The sequence below is a fragment of the Acinetobacter calcoaceticus genome (assembly GCF_051947995.1).
Classification (GTDB): Bacteria; Pseudomonadota; Gammaproteobacteria; order Pseudomonadales; family Moraxellaceae; genus Acinetobacter.
In genome coordinates this window covers 323,174-341,006 of record NZ_JBLVVH010000002.1, presented here as the reverse complement: position 1 = coordinate 341,006, position 17,833 = coordinate 323,174, and the positions used below count along the sequence as shown (strand labels likewise).

Here is a 17,833-nt window from a genome sequence, read left to right as displayed (position 1 = left end):
CAGGGAAGCAAATGCTTCCCTGTTTCTTTTCTAAAACCATGATTAAGCTAAGGTGAGATAAGTATTTTCCCAAATCATCGGACTAAACTCACCTTGAACCAAATGGATATAACGCCCTGCGATATGATCTATCGGAATGCAATCATCAACATCTACGACACGATCGGTATGCGGCTTATGCCAGTGTTGTTCAATGAACTGTTTGCCCAGCTGTTTTGCCGCCACTGCATCAGCTGCAACGACAAGATGATAGCTATGCAATTCACCAAAAATATTTGGCGTATAGCCGCCCAGATTAATCAAGTACAGCTTTTTATCTGATGCTGATGGTGCCGCATCGGAGAAGTGAATCTGATAATTCACATCTTGCGACTGCACACCTGAAATCTGCGCCCAGGCATCAATATGTAAACCTTTTAATTCACCAAACCAGGCGTGTTTCAATTGGGATGTCAGTTCGGATAAGCTTTCACCAATCGCCATCACCACGTCATGCACTTCGGTGTTGGCACGCGCATGACGGCCACCCAACATCACCATAAACAGACTTGGCATCTTAAAACCTACATATCCACCATTTCAACGCCATCAATACGCGCAACCGTCATCAGGTCTTTATCGCCACGGCCTGAAACTGTCGCAATAATGATTTGATCTTTCGACATGGTCGGTGCAAGTTTAGTGACATAAGCCATCGCATGTGAACTTTCCAATGCAGGGATAATGCCTTCAATCTTGGTGAGATCACGGAAACCTTGTAAGGCTTCATCATCATTGATTGGCACATATTCCACACGGTTCATGTCTTTGAGGAAACTATGCTCAGGACCTACGCCCGGATAGTCCAGACCCGCTGAAATACTATGTGTTTCAATGATCTGCCCTTGCTCATCCGACATCAAATAAGTACGGTTACCGTGTAATACACCCACGTGTCCTGCATTCAACGGCGCAGAATGTTTACCAGTTTCGATACCATAACCTGCGGCTTCAACACCGTACATTTTCACGTCTTGATCATTCAGGAAGGGATAGAACAAGCCCATCGCATTTGAACCACCGCCGACACAAGCGACCAAAGCATCTGGCAAACGCCCTGCCTGTTCCTGGATTTGACGGCGCGCTTCACGACCAATAATCGACTGGAAATCGCGAACCAGTTGCGGATATGGATGAGGACCAGCCACAGTACCAATCACATAATAGGTACTGTCAACATTGGTTACCCAGTCACGCATCGCCTCGTTCATGGCATCTTTCAAGGTTTTTGAACCGCTTTGTACTGGCACCACCGTTGCCCCCAACAAACGCATACGATAGACATTCATGGCTTGACGTTTCACGTCTTCGGCGCCCATATACACGACACATTCCATACCCAGACGTGCGGCAATGGTTGCTGTCGCCACGCCATGCTGACCTGCACCTGTTTCCGCAATGATACGTTTCTTACCTGACAACTTTGCCAATAAAGCCTGACCAATGGTGTTATTGACCTTGTGCGAACCGGTATGATTCAAGTCTTCACGTTTCAGGTAAATTTGCGCACCGCCGAGGTGCTGAGACCATCGCTCGGCATAATACAGCGGACTCGGACGACCAACATAGAACGCAAGATCACGGTCAAACTCTGCTAAAAACTGTGCATCATTCTTCATACGACCATAAAGACTTTCGAGGTCTTCAAGTGCAGCCATCAGCGTTTCTGATACAAAACGTCCACCATGAATACCGAAATGCCCTTGCGCATCGGGAAACTGGGTGTAATCAATCACCTGATTTTCTTGATTAGAGTTTTGCTGATCCACGTTGGACTCCTTGCATAAATTTTTCAATGAGTTGTTGGTCTTTTATACCTTTTGCGGACTCGACGCCTCCGCTGACATCCACAGCAAAAGCAGCTGTGGTATCAATAGCTTCACTGACATTTTCAGGGGTTAAGCCCCCGGCCAGGATGAGTGGAATATCGAGTTGGGGAAATTGCGTCCAGTCAAAACTGTGCCCTGTCCCACCTTTTAGCTCAGGATGCCATGCATCTAATAATACTGCACTGGCGCCCGCTAATTGATAGCGCTGGATTTCAGCGACCACATCCAGACCAGGTTTGACCTGAATGGCTTTATACCAGCGACGTTTGCATTGCGTTGCGATGAATTGGCATTGTTCTGGCGTTTCATCGCCATGTAGTTGTAATACATCCAGAGGAACCGAATCAAGCACCGTCTGGATTTCTTTAGCAGTTGCATTTACAAATAAGCCGACTAGCTGTACATAAGGCGGGACCTGCTTTGCCAATGCTTGCGCCTGCTCAATACTGACATGTCGCGGACTTGGCGGGAAAAAAACAAAGCCGATCGCATCTGCACCAGATTGTACAACAGCGTGAATATCTTGTATTCGGGTAATTCCACAAATCTTGGCGCGAGTTCGCATCTGGCTTTGGCGCATGAGCTGTCCAATCTAGTCTGAATATTTTTGAAGCTCTCGCATTGTAATGCAATTTGACTCACTTTGTGCAAAGTTCATTCTGAAATGCAATTGTTTAAGAATCGTTAACACTTTATACTTTGCGTAATCTTGCAACAAGTCTAAAGCAATTTCTTTTGCTTATAGGGAAGTTGGTGAAATTCCAACACTGCCCTCGCAACGGTAACACTGAATTACTTATCCCAGCTCAACGCCAAATCACTGCACCGGAACGATGTGGGAAGATGATGAGTACAATCATTGATTTGATGATTATAGTGAAGTCCGGAGACCTGCTTGTTGTGTATTTCCACATTATCATTCACGACGGGTGAATGACTGGAGCACGCATGTCTACTGTTTTTCAACCGACTCGTTTAGTTGGTGCTATCGCTATTGCGATGGGGTTTTCTTCACCTGCTTTTGCTCAAGATCAATCAAGCGATAAAACTGCGACGCTAGATACGATTGTTGTGACGGCATCTCGTACTGAACAAAAAATCAATGAAGTTCCTGCGCGAATCAATATTATTGAACCGAAAATTCTTGAGCAGTCACCAATCGCTTCGTTACCCCAATTATTACAAACCGATGCTTCTATCAATATGGTACAAAGCGGTGGCTATGGCCAGACAGCTTCTATCTTCCTGCGTGGCGGTAATTCAAACCAAACGCTTGTTTTAAGAGACGGTGTCCGCCTCAATTCAGCAACTTCTGGTACAGCCTCTTTACCATTTATTGATACAACTGATATTAAGCAGATCGAAGTATTAAAAGGTCCTGCATCAGTTTTATATGGGACTGATGCAATCTCAGGCGTAGTTCAACTTATTTCTAAAACACCAGAAAAAACCTCTGTATTTGTAACAGGTGAAATAGGTGAAAATAAAACCTATAAATCTGTAGTCGGTGCAGATCTGGCTGAAAATGGTTTCTATGCACAAATTCGTGGGCAACGCCTTGAAACGGATGGGACACCTGTAAAAGAGATAAAAAATGCAGCCGATGCCTCATTTGATCAAAAGGGCTATAGTGCAAAAGTTGGCGTTGATAAAGAGCAATATGCGGCTTCGGTTGATTATAGTGAGAACCAAGGTTCTAGCGATTACGATAGCTCTGGCAAATTCGTTTCTCAAGATTTTAAAAATGAAATCATTAACGTCAAAGGACGTTTAAATATTCTTGATAATTTAGCCGTACATGCCCGTTTCTCTCAATTTAAAGATGAATTAGATCAAAATAATTCAATAGATTTTGTGCATAGTAAAACGCAAGAATCTGAAATCTATGGTCAATGGGGCTTTACACCAAGTCAAAAGCTTCTCGTTGGTGTAACACACCGAAATATTGATGGTGATGTGATTTCCTATGGCACACCATATCAAGAGGATATTGATTCAACAGGTTATTATATCCAGCACAAATATGATCAAGCAGGATTAAACACCCAAGTTGGTATCCGTGTAGAAGACAATGAAAAATTCGGTACACATACCGTTGCTCAAGGATCTGTTCGTTATCAATTGCTACCTTTAACTAGTATTTATGCAAATATTGGTTCAGCTTTTAAAGCTCCAACACTCAATGATATGTATGCTTATGGTGGCAACCCAGACCTTAAACCAGAAGAAAGCTTGTCTTATGAAATCGGCCTAGACCAAAAACTGGCTTACAATATTTCAACTGGTTTATCTCTCTATACTACAGAAGTAGATAATCTCATTGCTTTTGATGGCGTTCTGAATCAAATGAGTAACGTTGAAAAAGCTAAAATAGAAGGTAGTGAGCTGTATGTGAAATGGCAAGGTGAAAACCTGTTTACTAATTTAAGTTATAACTATGTTCGCGCTAAAGACAAGAAAAACGACGAAGATTTAAGTCGTCGTCCTCGTCAAAATATTGCTTTGACTGCAGGTTGGACCGATGAACAATATACCTTCTCGACTACAATGTTAGCGAATGGTGATTACGACAACAGTGCTTTTGACAATGTTCAAATCCCTGGACACTTCCGTGTAGACATGCATGGACAATACAAAGTGAATAAAAATGTAGATGTTTTTGCGAACATCCAAAATGTAGGTGATTCAAAATATCGTACCGCTTATGGTAGTGGTAGTTACTACATCAACGGTGGTCGCCTAGCCTCTGCAGGTGTCACATTCCGTTATTAATCCTGCGCTAAAATAATAAAAACATTTTCTTAACTCCAGTTTCGGGGTAATGTTCTGACCGACATTATCCCCTTTTTATTTTCAGGATCAGAGAAACAGAACTATGGGACATCGTTTAAGTAAAATCTATACACGTACAGGCGACTCAGGCACCACAGGTCTGGGAGATGGTTCACGTGTTGCCAAAGATGATTTACGCATTGCTGCACTCGGTGATGTCGATGAACTGAATGCAACCATTGGTGTGCTTCGCGCACAAATCAGTGCCAGCCAGATTGAAAATAAAGCGCATTGGGATAAAAGCTTAAGCCTGATCCAACACTGGTTGTTCGATCTAGGTGGCGAAGTCTGTATTCCAAACTATCACCTGCTTCAACCGGTATGCATCGACTTTTTGGAAAAAGAAATCGACCACATGAATGAGTCTTTACCGATGTTAAAAGACTTCATTTTGCCATCAGGTACTTTGGCTTGTAGCCATGCACACCAAGCCCGTGCAGTGTGCCGTCGTGCAGAACGTGCCTTATTGTCTGTACATCATCGCGACCAGAATATTCAGGCGACTGCGCTACAATTATTGAATCGCTTATCCGACTGGTTATTCGTTGCCTCACGTGCTTTACAGCGCGCAGAAGGTGGTAGCGAAGTGCTGTGGCAAAAGAATATTAACGACAGTATCAATCAAGCATAACTTTTCAATAAAGGCAGAGACAAATGCGAATTATTGGTCATCGTGGTGCGCGTGGTGAAGCTCCTGAAAATACGTTAGGTGGTTTTCGTTATCTGCATGATTTAGGCGTACGTGCAGTCGAGTTTGATGTACGCCAACTGAAAGATGATCAACTGGTCGTCATCCATGATGATGACTTTGTCCGCACTGCGGGTCGTTCCCAGCAGGTTGAAAGCTGCAATTTATTAGAAGCTCAGCAATTCGATCATCGCCATCAATGGCAGGCATGGGCCTTTGAAGAATATACCCCTAGCCTTCCCCATGTGCTTGACTGTCTCACTGACTTTGAACATATCGAAGTTGAAATTAAAGCCGTTGCAGATGATGCAGCAGCTGAACGCTTGGTCTATCAACTGCATCAAGATTTAAAAAGTTTTGAGCAAAGCGCAACCATTACCAGTTTTGATGTCAAAATTTTGGCTGCTTTACAGCGCTATCAAAGTCATTTTAAGCGTGGACTACTGGTTGAAATTCCAATTGGAGAATATGCAATTGAACTGGCACAGCAATATGGCTGCTGTCAGATTGGCTGGGGAGATGCACTGGCAACAGATGAAATCATTCAACGGACCCAACAAGCCGATCTTGCAATTAGCGTCTGGACAGTGAATGAGGTTGAACGTGCCAAGCACCTGCAGCAGTTGGGTATCCAAGGTTTAATTACCGATGTTCCAAGTACCATGTTGCAACATTTAAAATAAGAAAAGGCGGAATAAATTCCGCCTTTTGTTTTATTTCTTACGCTGGGCCTGAATCAAACGTTGCCCTTTTGCATCTAACAAATACAGGTTTGCACCATCCAGCTGGAAACGTTCAACCCGTTGAATCGCATCCATCAAATCTGCCTCTTGCGCCAAAGCACGGTTACAACTCTGGTGCTGTGCCATCACATCAAAATCCAGTTTACGCTGGGTGAAATCATATTTATAACGACCATAAATATTGTTGCAGCCCGTATGCCCTGACACCATCTTTGAAACCGAGTTAAGCTGAAAACCGGGATACTGGTTAAAGAACAAAGCGCGCTTGCCATGAATGGTGGTAATTTGCCAATCCACATCCTGAACACCATCAGTACTTTTACGGACTTGCATGGCAGGTGGCTGTGTCACCCGTTTTGGCTGCAAGGTATTCTTTTGCGCGGGCTGCGGTTGGCTTTGGCAGGCTGCAAGCATGACAGCAGCAGAGAATATTAAAGTTTTGTTAAAAAATGCCTTCAAAGAAAAAATGGGATTTTTCATGGGATTTTGCTCAGACATTGATTTATTTCACCTTTTAATTCATTGATCAAATTTACAAATGAATTCTGTTACTGTTCTTTCGATACAACTGTACAATAATACTAGTGCTAATCGATTTGGGCATGCTAATATCAGTGATAAAATAGCAATATATCGTCATGATTGGTTTTGCTATCTCGTTTAGTTTTATTATCTTGTACAAACAAGGTTTTTAGGAGCGCTGACGGATATGACTTCCGCCCCACTCAAAAAGGCACCCATTAACTGGACTGCTAGCATTACCTTAATTGGCACACCAATTCTTGCCGCTATTTTAATCCCTTTATATGCTTATTATTATGATTTTAGTGTAAGTGCTTGGGTGAGCATGATCTTCCTTTTGGCGCTAAGTAGCCTAGGCATTACAGCCGGTTATCATCGTCTTTGGGCACATCGTGCTTATGAAGCGGCTTTACCGCTGAAAATTTTATTGATGATTGGTGGTACCTTTGCTGTCCAAAACAGTATTTTGTTCTGGGCTTCAGGTCACCGTACCCATCACCGCCATGTCGATGATGTGGATCAAGACCCGTATTCAATTAAACGTGGTTTCTGGTACGCACACTTAGGCTGGATGATTCGCGACCACTCGCCATCTGAACCTGACTTTAAAAATGCCCCTGATTTGCTCAATGACAAACTGGTGATGTTCCAGCATAAATATTATGTGCCAATGGTCATCGCCGTTCACGTGGGTGTACTGGGCTTAATCGGATGGGCGACTGGCGATATCTGGGGTGTAATTTTACTCGGTGGTTTATTGCGTTTAATCATTAGCCATCACGTGACCTTCTTCATCAATTCGCTTTGCCACATGTGGGGCAAACGTCCTTATACTGATGAAAATACGGCACGTGACAACTTTGTCTTAGCTATTTTCACTTGGGGTGAGGGTTATCATAACTATCATCACATCTTCCAGTACGACTACCGTAATGGCGTGAAATGGTGGCAATATGACCCAACCAAATGGTTAATCTGGACCAGCTCAAAGCTTGGTTTAGCTAAAAATTTACGTCGTATTCCAAGCTTTAATATCAAAAAAGCCGAACTTGCGATGAAGTTTAAATACGCGGAACGCGATCTTGCGATCTATGGGCATGATGTGAATACCGACATTGTGCAAATGAAGCAACGTATTGCTCAGGAATATGAAGCATTTACCCATACCTTAAATGATTGGGCGAAGCTGAAAGAACAAGAGCTTCAAGCGAAAAAAGCAGCCATGGCTGAAAAAATCCATCAAATGGATCACAAGCTGAAAGTTGATTTCCAGTTACTTGAACATCGTTTAAGTCATCACCGTGAATGTTTGGAAACCTTGATGCGTAACATCAAAAAAGCGCCTGTTTCTGAATAACGTCATAGCAATTAAAAATGGTCTCAAATTGAGGCCATTTTTTATATCTGCTGTTTCACATGCCAGCGTTGTCTGTTTTCCCATTGCATCGGTTAATTTGCTATAGTCATGATTCAGCTCACCATGATGTTTCAGTTATGCAATTCAATTCTCGCTATGATGCTTTAAATCCGAAGCTTTATCATCATCAACAACCCAGTCCGTTGCGTGGTGCCAAAGCAGGCCATTTCAATGAAGCCTTGGCAGATGAATTGCAATGGAGCGAAGAAGATAAAGCTAACTGGGTGGAAATCTGTAGCGGTCAAAAAACCTTTGCCGAATTTCCACCACTTGCCATGGTCTATGCGGGGCATCAATTTGGACAATGGGCAGGACAACTGGGTGATGGTCGAGGTTTGCTGATCGGACAAATCCTGAATAAACATGGCGAAACCATTGATCTACATCTGAAAGGTGCAGGTTCCACCCCCTACTCGCGTATGGGCGATGGCCGTGCTGTGCTGCGTTCGGTAATTCGTGAATATCTCGCTGGACATGCCTTAAATGCTTTGGGTGTGGCATCAAGTCATGCAGTCGGTTTTACCAGTTCAACCCAAGGCGTACAACGCGAAACCCTAGAGCTAGGGGCAATGTTATTGCGCACCTCCGAATGCCATATTCGCTTGGGTCATTTTGAATGGATCAATCAATATGCGCCTGAACTGTTGGCTGAATTCACGCAAAAATGTATCGAATGGCATTATCCAGAATGTCTCAACGCTGAACATCCAATTCTGGCCTTTGCTGAAGCCGTGATTGAACGAACTGCGATCATGATTGCCAAATGGCAACTGGTCGGTTTTGCACATGGGGTGATGAATACCGACAATCTCAATATTACCGGTTCAACACTAGACTTTGGCCCTTACGGTTTTATGGAGCGTTTCCGTCCAAACTGGATTAACAACCACTCCGATTATCAGGGGCGATACACCTATCAAAACCAGCCCAGTATTGGCCACTGGAATCTTTGGACATGGCTAAACAACCTGATTCCTCTGGCATCAGCCGAAGACAAAGAACAGTTCAAACTGGATCTGGCAAGCTGCCTGGAAAAATTTGAACCCACCTTTTTGCAGCATTATGGTCAGGGACTCTGTCAAAAAATGGGACTGCCGCATTTCCATAAAGACAGTCTGGATTGTAGCTTTGCCTTCTTAAGAATTTTGCAAACCGAGCAACTGGATTACACCCAAAGCTTTATTCGTTTGCAACAGCAAGATTATAAAGCTTTAAGAGATGACTGTATTCATGTCCAGCAGTTTGATGATTTTCTGACGCATTACCAGAATATCCGTCAACATCAGGATACCGATGAATTAAATCAGCAAATGCAACAGGCCAATCCGCAGTATATCCTGCGCAATCATATGGCACAGAAAGCCATTGAGCAGGCTGAACGTGGTGATTTTAGTGAAGTTGATCGTTTATTTAAGCTGTTGAATCAGCCCTATCAAAAACAGCCTGATCTGGAAACTGAAGCAGATATAGCCCCTTTACCAAGTGATGTACCAGAGGTGATGGTGAGCTGTTCATCTTAATTTTGAGTCGTTGTGGTTCGCTTGGGTCGCGATTGCGGCTCAGGTGAGCTATTTATTTAAAAAAGAAGAACATCATGAAAACTGGATTGATTACTGGATCTGTGGTTTTAATCATTTTATTGGCACTGGCTTTTTATCGGTATGGCAAGTTCATCCCCACATTTGCAGCAACCCATACGCCACTTTCAGTCGAAGACATACAGCAGCTCAAACAAAATAAACCCGTGACCTCAATTGAAGTCTTTAAGCGTCAACGTATTTTGCAATTAAAACATCAACAGGAAGTCATTCGCAGCTATCCGATGCGTTTGGGCTTTGATCCGATTGGACATAAACAGTTTGAAGGTGATGGCAAAACGCCTGAGGGAACCTATTCAATTGATTGGCGCAATCCACAGAGTGCGTACTATAAGTCTTTGCACATCTCCTACCCCAATAAAACTGATATGACCTATGCCCAACAGCACAATCGTTCTGCGGGTGGCAATGTGATGATTCACGGGACAGTGCCGACACGTGCCACCTCATTTCCTGCCAGTGCACGCTATATGCCACGCAAAGACTGGACCTTAGGCTGTATTGCAGTGACCAACTCGGATATAGATGAAATATGGCAACTGGTTGCTGATCATACGCCGATTATCATTCACCCATAATGGGATAAGTGTGCAGGCGAATTTGCGGATAAAGATATTGATCAAACCGAGCAAGGCTTATTCAGGGGATAAGTTTTCAAGTTAGAATTAATCTCGTTTCAGCAACCTAACTCATCACAAGTGATTGTAAAGTAATGTAATCTTATTTTGCGCAGAATCCAGTGATGATTTACTTAAACCCAGAAAAGCAGATAATTTCTACAAAACCTTTAAGAAACTATCCACATTTTCTGTGGATAACGCTGTGGTTATCCACAGGATAAAAGTTTTTGCCGTGCTTTACCCATTATCGTCACAAAATTTCGTCCTCTTTCAGTTCCTCTATCCAAAGAAAACCATGAGCTAATTTAAGAAAACTATTCTACATTTTCTTGGTTATGAACTGCGACTATAGCAGTGCAAGGCGTTGTAGCAGCGCAAGGGGTAGCCACAGGAAAAACTTTTTGCCGCGCTCTACCCTTTACCCTCATCAAAACTCATCTCATATCATCCTCTCTATCCGAAGAAAAAGAGATGAGTTTATCTATAGAAACTGTTCCAGATTTTTGATTATGAGTCACCACAAACCACGTAATGCTAATTACTCATCTGGATATTCAAAACGATAACCGACACCATACACCGCTTGAATCCATTCATGACGATTGCCTGTATCCGCTGCCTCTGAAATCTTACGGCGCAGGTTTTTAATATGGCTATCAATCACACGGTCTGCCACATCAAAGCTGTCCGGATTGATATGATCAAGCAACTGTGCACGTGAATACACCTGTCCAAGATGTTCTAAAAACAGCTCCAGTAAACGGAATTCTGTTGGGGTTAAGGTCAATGCTTTTTGCTGATACCAGATGCGTTGCTGCGCTTTATCAATACGGAATAGATCATTTTGTTCAGGTTCCGCTTTACGCTCTAAACGACGCAAAACAGCCTGAACACGGGCAACCAGTTCTTTGGGACTAAAAGGTTTGCAGATATAGTCGTCTGCACCCATATTGAGACCCAAAACACGGTCAATTTCTTCAGTCCGTGCCGTCACCATAATGATCGGCAAATCAGATTGCTCACGTACTTTACGGCAGATGGTTAAACCGTCCATACGTGGCACCATCAAATCCAGAATCATCAAGCTTGGTTTACGTTGCTGGAACTGGGTATATGCATCTTGACCATCATGAAACATACTGACTTCAAAACCAGCAGCTTCTAAATAATCACGAACCAACTGTGCCAGTTCAACCTCATCTTCAACCAACATGATATGTTTCATGGTCTTCATCCTATCCATCATCCTCAACCAAAGAGGATCTAAAAGTTACGTATTTTGTTTCGGGAAAGTCAGTACACAACGTAATCCACCTAATGGTGAATGATCGAAAGTCAGTGAACCACCTAAAGCTTGTGCCAGTTTACATGATAAAGCCAAACCTAGCCCTGTACCGCCGGTACTGCGTGTACGTGAATCGTCGACACGGTAGAAACGTTCACCCAGACGGGCCAGTTGCTCATCATTGACCCCCAATGGACTGTCATCTACATACAATATCCATTGTTGCTCCTCTTGTTGAGTATGAATCTGTATTTTTCCACCGTGTTCAGTATAGCGAACACAGTTCCCCAGCAAATTGACAATAATCTGTTTAAAACGATCACGATCTAACGAGAGTAAAGCGCCCTCTCCAGACAAGGTGACGTCCAGCTGATTTTGCTCAAAGGTTGATCTGAAGTTTTCGACTTCTTGCAGCACCACATCCCACGGATTAACTTCGGCAAAATAACATTTCAACTGTTGTGCATCGGCCTGAGCCAGATCCGCCAGGTCCTGGGTTAATTTTTTCAAACTGCTGACCTGACGCATCATGGCAGCAAGGTGTTCAGGTGTGGCTTTACGAATTCCGTCCTGCATCGCTTCGATTTGTGCCTGCAACACTGCCAATGGTGTTTTCAGCTCATGCGAGGTATCGGATACCCATTGACGGCGTGACTCTTCATGATGGTGCAAGATGTCTGCCAGATGATTGATCTGATTGGACAAATCACCTAATTCATCATTACGTCTGATCTTTACCTGATGCTGATAGTTACCCCGTGTTAATTCTAAAGTGGCTTTTAACAGGCGCTGAATCGGCTTTTTAAAATAGGTCGCCATCAACAGTGCTGCAATCAAACTAGACAGTACCGTTAATGCATAGACCAAAAGCAGATAGCGTTTTTGATTACTAAAGAAGTTAATACTGGACGCATCATCCTGATCCAGCACCGGTTTTAGTCCCAGATAACCCACCACCCGTTCATCTACAATAATCGGACGAAACGAGATTTGATCGGTAGCCGGTTCGCCGACAATAAACTGCTGATTTTCATCATATAAAGACAGGCGTGAACTCAGGCCTAAACGGTCAGGAATCGAGACAAAACGCTTTTTACCATGCTCGGCAGGCGCACTTAATTTATGCTCCTGTTTGTCATCTTTATCATCTTTCTTTAGACGGAACTGGCTTGGGCTGAGTGGAAAACGCAGCCCCTCAAAAGGCTGATATTCTGAAGGTAAATTTTGTTTGAGGATTTTGAGCTCTTCATCATTAAAGATCTGACGATTTCTCATCTCAACATTATTTTGCGCCAAAGTCGGAGACAGACTCAATAAAGTATGGTCATTAAAATAACGCTGCTGCAAGGCAATGTCATACTGGCGGCGTAACCACCACTGAGACAGCCGGTCATAATCGTCTGGTGCTGCGGTCCCCTCAATTTGCAGAATTTGCGCCTGAATGGCATTGCCCCAGTCATGATAAACCGTGTAGACATTACCCAGATTGGCAATCAGCCGATCCAGTTTCTGCATCTCTACGTCCGCGACATACTTGGCAAAGTTCTTTTGCATGGTCCAATGCAAAACGCCCAGACTGATGGTCGCAATCAGCAAGGTAGTCAGTAGTACCGTTAAAAACAGACGTAAGGCTAAAGGGACACGACGAACATTCAAACGCTTAATCTCAATAGTGTTCTATTTATGGATTGTAACCAACATGGTCGAAAAAAACTCTCCATTGTTTCTTCATCTTTATTATCTAATCTTTAAGCATCAAATCACAACTGCTGACGCTGGACAAAATAATGAATAAGACAAAAATTGTATTGATGACCACTCTACTCGGTTCTGTTTTAGGTTTGGCTGCCTGTCAGTCGACCACGCCAGCGGAACAGTCAATGGATCGAGACCATCACCGTCATCATATGCAACGTGCCCCACTAACCCCAGAGCAACGTGCTGAATGGCAAGCCAAACGTGAACAGCGTTCAGAACAACGCGAACAAATGCGTCAGCAACATCAGGCCCAACGCGCCCAGATCGAACAGGCCTGTCAGGGTAAACGTATCGGAGAACGCGTCAACGTTCAATGGAATAAACGTGTCATTCAAGGGACCTGTGAAGTTCGTTTTACCCCAGACCAATCACAATTCAAGCGACAAGCGAATCCAACAACGTAACCCGCCCTTCCTCTCCGGCGCTTTCGAAGCGCCTTTTTTTATGCCTGAAAAGATTGATTTGGTGCTACACAGCTGCTTACGATTTTGCCAAGGCAATTTGACTCAAACGCCGGAAAACCACCTACAATCTATGCGCTTAAGCAGATTAAACCATAAACTTTGACTTAGCAGTCACTAAGAAATGACCTGCAAAAGCTTGTACCGAACTATAACTTGTTGCACGATTAGCGCTACCAAATGGTGCTCTTGCGCACATTAAACATTGACTAAGATTATAACTCTGGTTTAACCAGTATTGAGGAACCTGCTATGCCACAATACAAAGCACCCTTACGTGATATGCAGTTCGTCTTGCACGAATTATTAAATGCTGAAGCACATTATGCAAAACTTCCTGCATTTCAAGACACAGTAAGCCGTGAATTGGTTGATCAATACTTAGAAGCAGCGGCTGATTTCTGCGAGAACGAACTTTCTCCTTTAAACCAGGTGGGCGACCGTGAAGGTTGTACTTGGAACGACGGCGTGGTTACAACCCCGACAGGCTTTAAAGAAGCGTATCAAAAATATATCGAACTTGGCTTCCCGTCTCTTTCTGCTGATGAAGAGTTCGGTGGTCAGGCATTACCAAACTCTTTAGGGATCGCAATCTCTGAAATGGTGGGTACTGCAAACTGGTCATGGGGTATGTACCCTGGCCTTTCTCATGGTGCTGTGCGTACTTTAGAACACCACGGTTCTGATGAGCAAAAAAATACATACTTGCCAAACCTTGTTTCAGGTGTCTGGACAGGTACCATGTGCCTGACTGAATCTCATGCAGGTTCTGACTTGGGTATCATCCGTTCTAAAGCTGAACCAAATGCGGATGGCAGCTATGCAATCTCTGGCGAGAAAATCTTTATCTCTGCTGGTGAACACGACATGGCTGAAAACATCATCCATATCGTACTTGCACGTTTACCGGGCGCGCCAAAAGGTACCAAAGGGATTTCTCTATTCATCGTACCGAAGTTCAATGTCAATGCTGACGGTTCTATCGGCGAGCGTAATGCAGTACGTTGTGGTTCAATCGAACACAAGATGGGTATCCATGGTAACGCGACTTGTGTGATTAACTTCGACCAAGCAAAAGGTTACTTGATTGGCCCTGAAAACCGTGGCTTAAACTGCATGTTCACCTTCATGAACACTGCGCGTATCGGTACTGCGGTTCAAGGTTTATCTGCATCTGAATCTTCTTTCCAAGGCGCTTTGGCGTATGCGAAAGACCGTTTAGCCATGCGTTCGCTTTCTGGCCCTAAAGCTCCTGAAAAAGAAGCTGACCCAATTATCGTTCACCCTGCTGTTCGCAACATGCTTTTAACGCAAAAGTCATTTGCTGAAGGTGGTCGTGCGCTGGTTTACTTATTGGCTCAATATGCAGACATCGTTGAAAAAGGTGAAACTGAAGAAGAGCGTAAGTTTGCTGACAACATCTTGTCTTTGTTAACGCCAATTGCAAAAGCATTCTTAACTGAAACTGGTTCTGAATCTGCGAAGCACGGTGTACAAGTCTTTGGTGGTCACGGCTTCATTTCTGAACACGGTATGGAGCAAATCGTACGTGATACACGTATCGCTTGCTTGTACGAAGGAACAACCGAGATTCAAGCGCTTGACTTGTTAGGTCGTAAAGTATTGCAAACTCAAGGTGCAATGTTGAAAGACTTCACCAAGATCATCCATAAATTTGTTGAAGCAAACAAAGACAATGCTGCGATGCAAGAGTTCATTGCACCATTGGCTGCTGCAAACAAGGAATGGGGCGATATCACCATGCAAATCGGTATGCGTGCAATGCAAAACCCGGATGAAGTGGGTGCAGCTGCGGTGGATTACCTCTACTTCTCTGGCTATGTAACGCTTGCTTACTTATGGGCACGTATGGCACTTGTTGCTCAAGAGAAATTGGCAGAAGGTACCACTGATGTTGACTTCTACAATGCAAAAGTGACCACTGCTCGCTTCTACTTCAAGAAGATCTTGCCACGTGTTCGTTCGCATGTAGATGTACTTTCAACTGGCGTTGCGCCATTGTTTGAACTTGATGCGGAACACTTCGCTTTCTAAACATAGTTTAGAATGAGATGCAACGTTCATCACGGAAAAAGGACTGGTCAGTTTTGACCGTCCTTTTTTTGTTTAATCAATGCTAAATTTATACGATTCAATTCATTTGTTCGTTTTATTTGATCATTTTGCACATGACGCTGTGCGTAGAAAGGAACGATTATGCCAATTTACAATGCTCCTCTAGCAGACATGAAATTCATCTTGAATGATGTATTTAAAGCAGAACAATTTTGGCAGGCCAATGAAAACCTGGCTCATGTAGATGCTGCAACAGCTGAAGCAATTTTAGAAGAAATGGCGAAGTTTGCCCAAAACGTGACACATCCGTTAAACCGTACGGGTGATGAAGAAGGCGCACGTTGGGAAAATGGTGAAGTTTTCACCCCAGCAGGTTTTAAAGAAGCATTCCGTCAATACGCTGAAGGCGGCTGGATCGGCTTAGGTGCAGACGAAGAATGGGGCGGTCAGGCCATGCCGAAAATGCTGACGGTACTGTCTGATGAAATGCTATTCGCCACCAACCCATCATTCATGCTCTACCCGCTTCTTTCAGTTGGTGCAGGGATGGCTTTAAACAGCTATGCATCACAAGAGCAAAAAGAAACGTATTTACCTAAAATCTATTCGGGTGAATGGTCAGGTACCATGTGTCTCACTGAGCCACATGCAGGTACAGATTTAGGCATTATCAAAACCAAAGCTGAACGCAATGAAGATGGGACCTATAACATTACCGGTACGAAAATCTTCATCACCGGCGGTGACAACGATCTCGCTGAAAACATCATTCACCTGGTCCTTGCGAAAACTCCTGATGCACCTGCAGGTTCACGTGGCATTTCATTATTTATCGTACCGAAATTCTTGGTGAATGAAGATGGTTCTTTAGGCGAACGCAACCCTGTTGGTCCAGGTTCAATCGAGCACAAGATGGGGATCAAGGCATCTGCGACTTGCGTGATGAACTTTGACGGTGCCAAAGGTTATCTTGTCGGTAAAGAAAACGAAGGCCTTGCTGCGATGTTCGTGATGATGAACTATGAACGTTTATCAATGGGTATCCAAGGTCTCGGTGCTTCTGAATTTGCATATCAAAATGCAGCACAATACGCGACTGACCGTTTACAGGGTCGTAGCGCTTCTGGCGTTCAATCACCAAACAAACCGGCAGACAGCATTTTAGTGCATGGTGATGTACGTCGTATGTTGCTCAATGTACGTGCCAACAACGAAGCATCTCGTGCATTTGCGGTGTATGTCGGTCAACAGCTCGACATCACTAAATTCTCAACTGATGCTGAAGCCGTGAAGAAAGCCAACGACCGCGTTGCACTTTTAACACCAATCGCAAAAGCTTACCTCACGGACACTGCTTTCCAAGCGACGCTCGATGCGCAAATGGTCTTCGGTGGACACGGTTATATCCGTGAATGGGGTATGGAACAATGTATCCGTGATCTTCGTATTGCTCAAATCTACGAAGGCACCAACGGCGTTCAATCTCAAGATTTAATTGGTCGTAAAACCATTAAATGTGGTGGTGCATTCATCGCAGAATACATCACCGAGATCCGTGACTTTGCCAATGATCTAGATACCGACTTGAACTTCATTAAAGATGCAACTCTAGACGCTGCAACTGAAATTGAAGCGATCACCCAGTTCATCATTGAACAAGCAGCTGAAAATGCAGAGTTCCCGAACTCAGCTGCGGTTGATTACTTACATGCTGTTGGCTTACTCAGCTTTGCCTATATGTTCGCAAAAATTGCGGCTGCTGCAAAAGACAAGTCTGGTGATTTCTACCAGAACAAAATTGCATTGGCACAATACTTTGTCGATCGTATCTTGCCTGAACTCGATGCGCGTTTAGCGAAAATCAAAGCAGGTTCTGACTTGATCATGAACTTCAGCGAAGATTACTTCACCAATCAAGCTTAAGTCGCATTCAATCATAAAAACTGCCTCAATCTAGGTTGAGGC

The 17,833-nt window shown here is 43.8% G+C and carries 15 protein-coding genes and 1 riboswitch; of the genes, 9 read left to right on the top strand and 6 right to left on the bottom strand.

Going from position 1 to position 17,833, the window contains the following annotated elements; all coding sequences use genetic code 11:
- Positions 1–42 precede the first annotated feature (42 nt).
- Genes ACNQO6_RS04780 through ACNQO6_RS04770 form a run of 3 tightly spaced genes read right to left on the bottom strand, consistent with a single transcriptional unit; the run spans position 43 to position 2,448 of the window.
- Positions 43–555, bottom strand: coding sequence for a DUF1543 domain-containing protein (locus ACNQO6_RS04780; protein ID WP_199949549.1), 513 nt, complete (start codon positions 553–555; stop codon positions 43–45).
- Between the two features lie 8 nt (positions 556–563).
- Entirely contained in the window at positions 564–1,808 is a 1,245-nt protein-coding gene (trpB, locus tag ACNQO6_RS04775; RefSeq protein ID WP_279696830.1) for a tryptophan synthase subunit beta, read from the bottom strand.
- On the bottom strand, positions 1,789–2,448 hold the full coding sequence (locus ACNQO6_RS04770) for a phosphoribosylanthranilate isomerase (RefSeq protein WP_440208249.1): 660 nt from the start codon (positions 2,446–2,448) through the stop codon (positions 1,789–1,791). Before ACNQO6_RS04770 ends, trpB begins: the two co-directional genes overlap by 20 nt.
- Before the next feature lie 119 nt (positions 2,449–2,567).
- Positions 2,568–2,781: riboswitch (cobalamin riboswitch) on the top strand.
- Positions 2,782–2,816: 35 nt separating this feature from the next.
- Here ACNQO6_RS04770 and ACNQO6_RS04765 point away from each other — a divergent pair.
- The 3 genes from ACNQO6_RS04765 to ACNQO6_RS04755 all read left to right on the top strand — a co-directional run bounded on the left by ACNQO6_RS04765 (position 2,817) and on the right by ACNQO6_RS04755 (position 6,071).
- Complete coding sequence (locus ACNQO6_RS04765) at positions 2,817–4,640, top strand: TonB-dependent receptor plug domain-containing protein (RefSeq protein ID WP_440208248.1); 1,824 nt, start codon at positions 2,817–2,819, stop codon at positions 4,638–4,640.
- Between the two features lie 103 nt (positions 4,641–4,743).
- Complete coding sequence (locus ACNQO6_RS04760; protein ID WP_005226885.1) at positions 4,744–5,331, top strand: cob(I)yrinic acid a,c-diamide adenosyltransferase; 588 nt, start codon at positions 4,744–4,746, stop codon at positions 5,329–5,331.
- A gap of 23 nt (positions 5,332–5,354) precedes the next feature.
- Positions 5,355–6,071: a glycerophosphodiester phosphodiesterase gene (locus tag ACNQO6_RS04755; protein ID WP_005226884.1), complete on the top strand. Its 717-nt coding sequence runs from the start codon at positions 5,355–5,357 to the stop codon at positions 6,069–6,071.
- 30 nt (positions 6,072–6,101) lie between these two features.
- On the opposite strand, the gene ACNQO6_RS04750 is transcribed toward ACNQO6_RS04755, so the two are convergent.
- Positions 6,102–6,629, bottom strand: coding sequence for an META domain-containing protein (locus ACNQO6_RS04750; protein ID WP_440208247.1), 528 nt, complete (start codon positions 6,627–6,629; stop codon positions 6,102–6,104).
- A gap of 211 nt (positions 6,630–6,840) precedes the next feature.
- Here ACNQO6_RS04750 and ACNQO6_RS04745 point away from each other — a divergent pair, with 211 nt between their 5' ends.
- The 3 genes from ACNQO6_RS04745 to ACNQO6_RS04735 all read left to right on the top strand — a co-directional run bounded on the left by ACNQO6_RS04745 (position 6,841) and on the right by ACNQO6_RS04735 (position 10,246).
- Complete coding sequence (locus tag ACNQO6_RS04745; protein ID WP_005226882.1) at positions 6,841–8,010, top strand: acyl-CoA desaturase; 1,170 nt, start codon at positions 6,841–6,843, stop codon at positions 8,008–8,010.
- 137 nt (positions 8,011–8,147) lie between these two features.
- Positions 8,148–9,590, top strand: a complete 1,443-nt coding sequence (locus ACNQO6_RS04740) for a protein adenylyltransferase SelO (RefSeq protein WP_440208246.1) — start codon at positions 8,148–8,150, stop codon at positions 9,588–9,590.
- A gap of 74 nt (positions 9,591–9,664) precedes the next feature.
- Positions 9,665–10,246, top strand: a complete 582-nt coding sequence (locus tag ACNQO6_RS04735) for a L,D-transpeptidase family protein (protein ID WP_440208245.1) — start codon at positions 9,665–9,667, stop codon at positions 10,244–10,246.
- Positions 10,247–10,826: 580 nt separating this feature from the next.
- Here the strand turns inward: ACNQO6_RS04735 and ACNQO6_RS04730 are convergent.
- Positions 10,827–11,513, bottom strand: coding sequence for a response regulator (locus ACNQO6_RS04730; RefSeq protein ID WP_004652437.1), 687 nt, complete (start codon positions 11,511–11,513; stop codon positions 10,827–10,829).
- Positions 11,514–11,558: 45 nt separating this feature from the next.
- Entirely contained in the window at positions 11,559–13,229 is a 1,671-nt protein-coding gene (gene baeS / locus ACNQO6_RS04725) for a sensor histidine kinase efflux regulator BaeS (RefSeq protein WP_440208244.1), read from the bottom strand.
- Positions 13,230–13,360: 131 nt separating this feature from the next.
- Between baeS and ACNQO6_RS04720 the strand changes: the two genes are divergently transcribed.
- The 3 genes from ACNQO6_RS04720 to ACNQO6_RS04710 all read left to right on the top strand — a co-directional run bounded on the left by ACNQO6_RS04720 (position 13,361) and on the right by ACNQO6_RS04710 (position 17,791).
- The gene (locus ACNQO6_RS04720; protein WP_440208243.1) at positions 13,361–13,735 is read left to right on the top strand and encodes a heavy-metal resistance; all 375 of its coding nucleotides are present in this window, start codon (positions 13,361–13,363) and stop codon (positions 13,733–13,735) included.
- Positions 13,736–14,044: 309 nt separating this feature from the next.
- On the top strand, positions 14,045–15,847 hold the full coding sequence (locus tag ACNQO6_RS04715) for an acyl-CoA dehydrogenase C-terminal domain-containing protein (RefSeq protein ID WP_009512093.1): 1,803 nt from the start codon (positions 14,045–14,047) through the stop codon (positions 15,845–15,847).
- A 162-nt stretch (positions 15,848–16,009) separates the two neighbouring features.
- A complete protein-coding gene (locus ACNQO6_RS04710; protein ID WP_262755351.1) occupies positions 16,010–17,791 on the top strand; it encodes an acyl-CoA dehydrogenase C-terminal domain-containing protein in 1,782 nt (593 codons plus the stop codon).
- The last annotated feature ends 42 nt before the right edge of the window (positions 17,792–17,833 follow it).

Bases quoted from the DNA above. Each gene is read 5' to 3' on its own strand.
- ACNQO6_RS04780 (WP_199949549.1), bottom strand. From the start codon at position 555: ATGCCAAGTCTGTTTATGGTGATGTTGGGTGGCCGTCATGCGCGTGCC.
- ACNQO6_RS04770 (WP_440208249.1), bottom strand. From the start codon at position 2,448: ATGCGCCAAAGCCAGATGCGAACTCGCGCCAAGATTTGTGGAATTACC.
- ACNQO6_RS04765 (WP_440208248.1), top strand. From the start codon at position 2,817: ATGTCTACTGTTTTTCAACCGACTCGTTTAGTTGGTGCTATCGCTATT.
- ACNQO6_RS04760 (WP_005226885.1), top strand. From the start codon at position 4,744: ATGGGACATCGTTTAAGTAAAATCTATACACGTACAGGCGACTCAGGC.
- ACNQO6_RS04755 (WP_005226884.1), top strand. From the start codon at position 5,355: ATGCGAATTATTGGTCATCGTGGTGCGCGTGGTGAAGCTCCTGAAAAT.
- ACNQO6_RS04750 (WP_440208247.1), bottom strand. From the start codon at position 6,629: ATGTCTGAGCAAAATCCCATGAAAAATCCCATTTTTTCTTTGAAGGCA.
- ACNQO6_RS04745 (WP_005226882.1), top strand. From the start codon at position 6,841: ATGACTTCCGCCCCACTCAAAAAGGCACCCATTAACTGGACTGCTAGC.
- ACNQO6_RS04740 (WP_440208246.1), top strand. From the start codon at position 8,148: ATGCAATTCAATTCTCGCTATGATGCTTTAAATCCGAAGCTTTATCAT.
- ACNQO6_RS04735 (WP_440208245.1), top strand. From the start codon at position 9,665: ATGAAAACTGGATTGATTACTGGATCTGTGGTTTTAATCATTTTATTG.
- ACNQO6_RS04730 (WP_004652437.1), bottom strand. From the start codon at position 11,513: ATGAAACATATCATGTTGGTTGAAGATGAGGTTGAACTGGCACAGTTG.
- ACNQO6_RS04720 (WP_440208243.1), top strand. From the start codon at position 13,361: ATGAATAAGACAAAAATTGTATTGATGACCACTCTACTCGGTTCTGTT.
- ACNQO6_RS04715 (WP_009512093.1), top strand. From the start codon at position 14,045: ATGCCACAATACAAAGCACCCTTACGTGATATGCAGTTCGTCTTGCAC.
- ACNQO6_RS04710 (WP_262755351.1), top strand. From the start codon at position 16,010: ATGCCAATTTACAATGCTCCTCTAGCAGACATGAAATTCATCTTGAAT.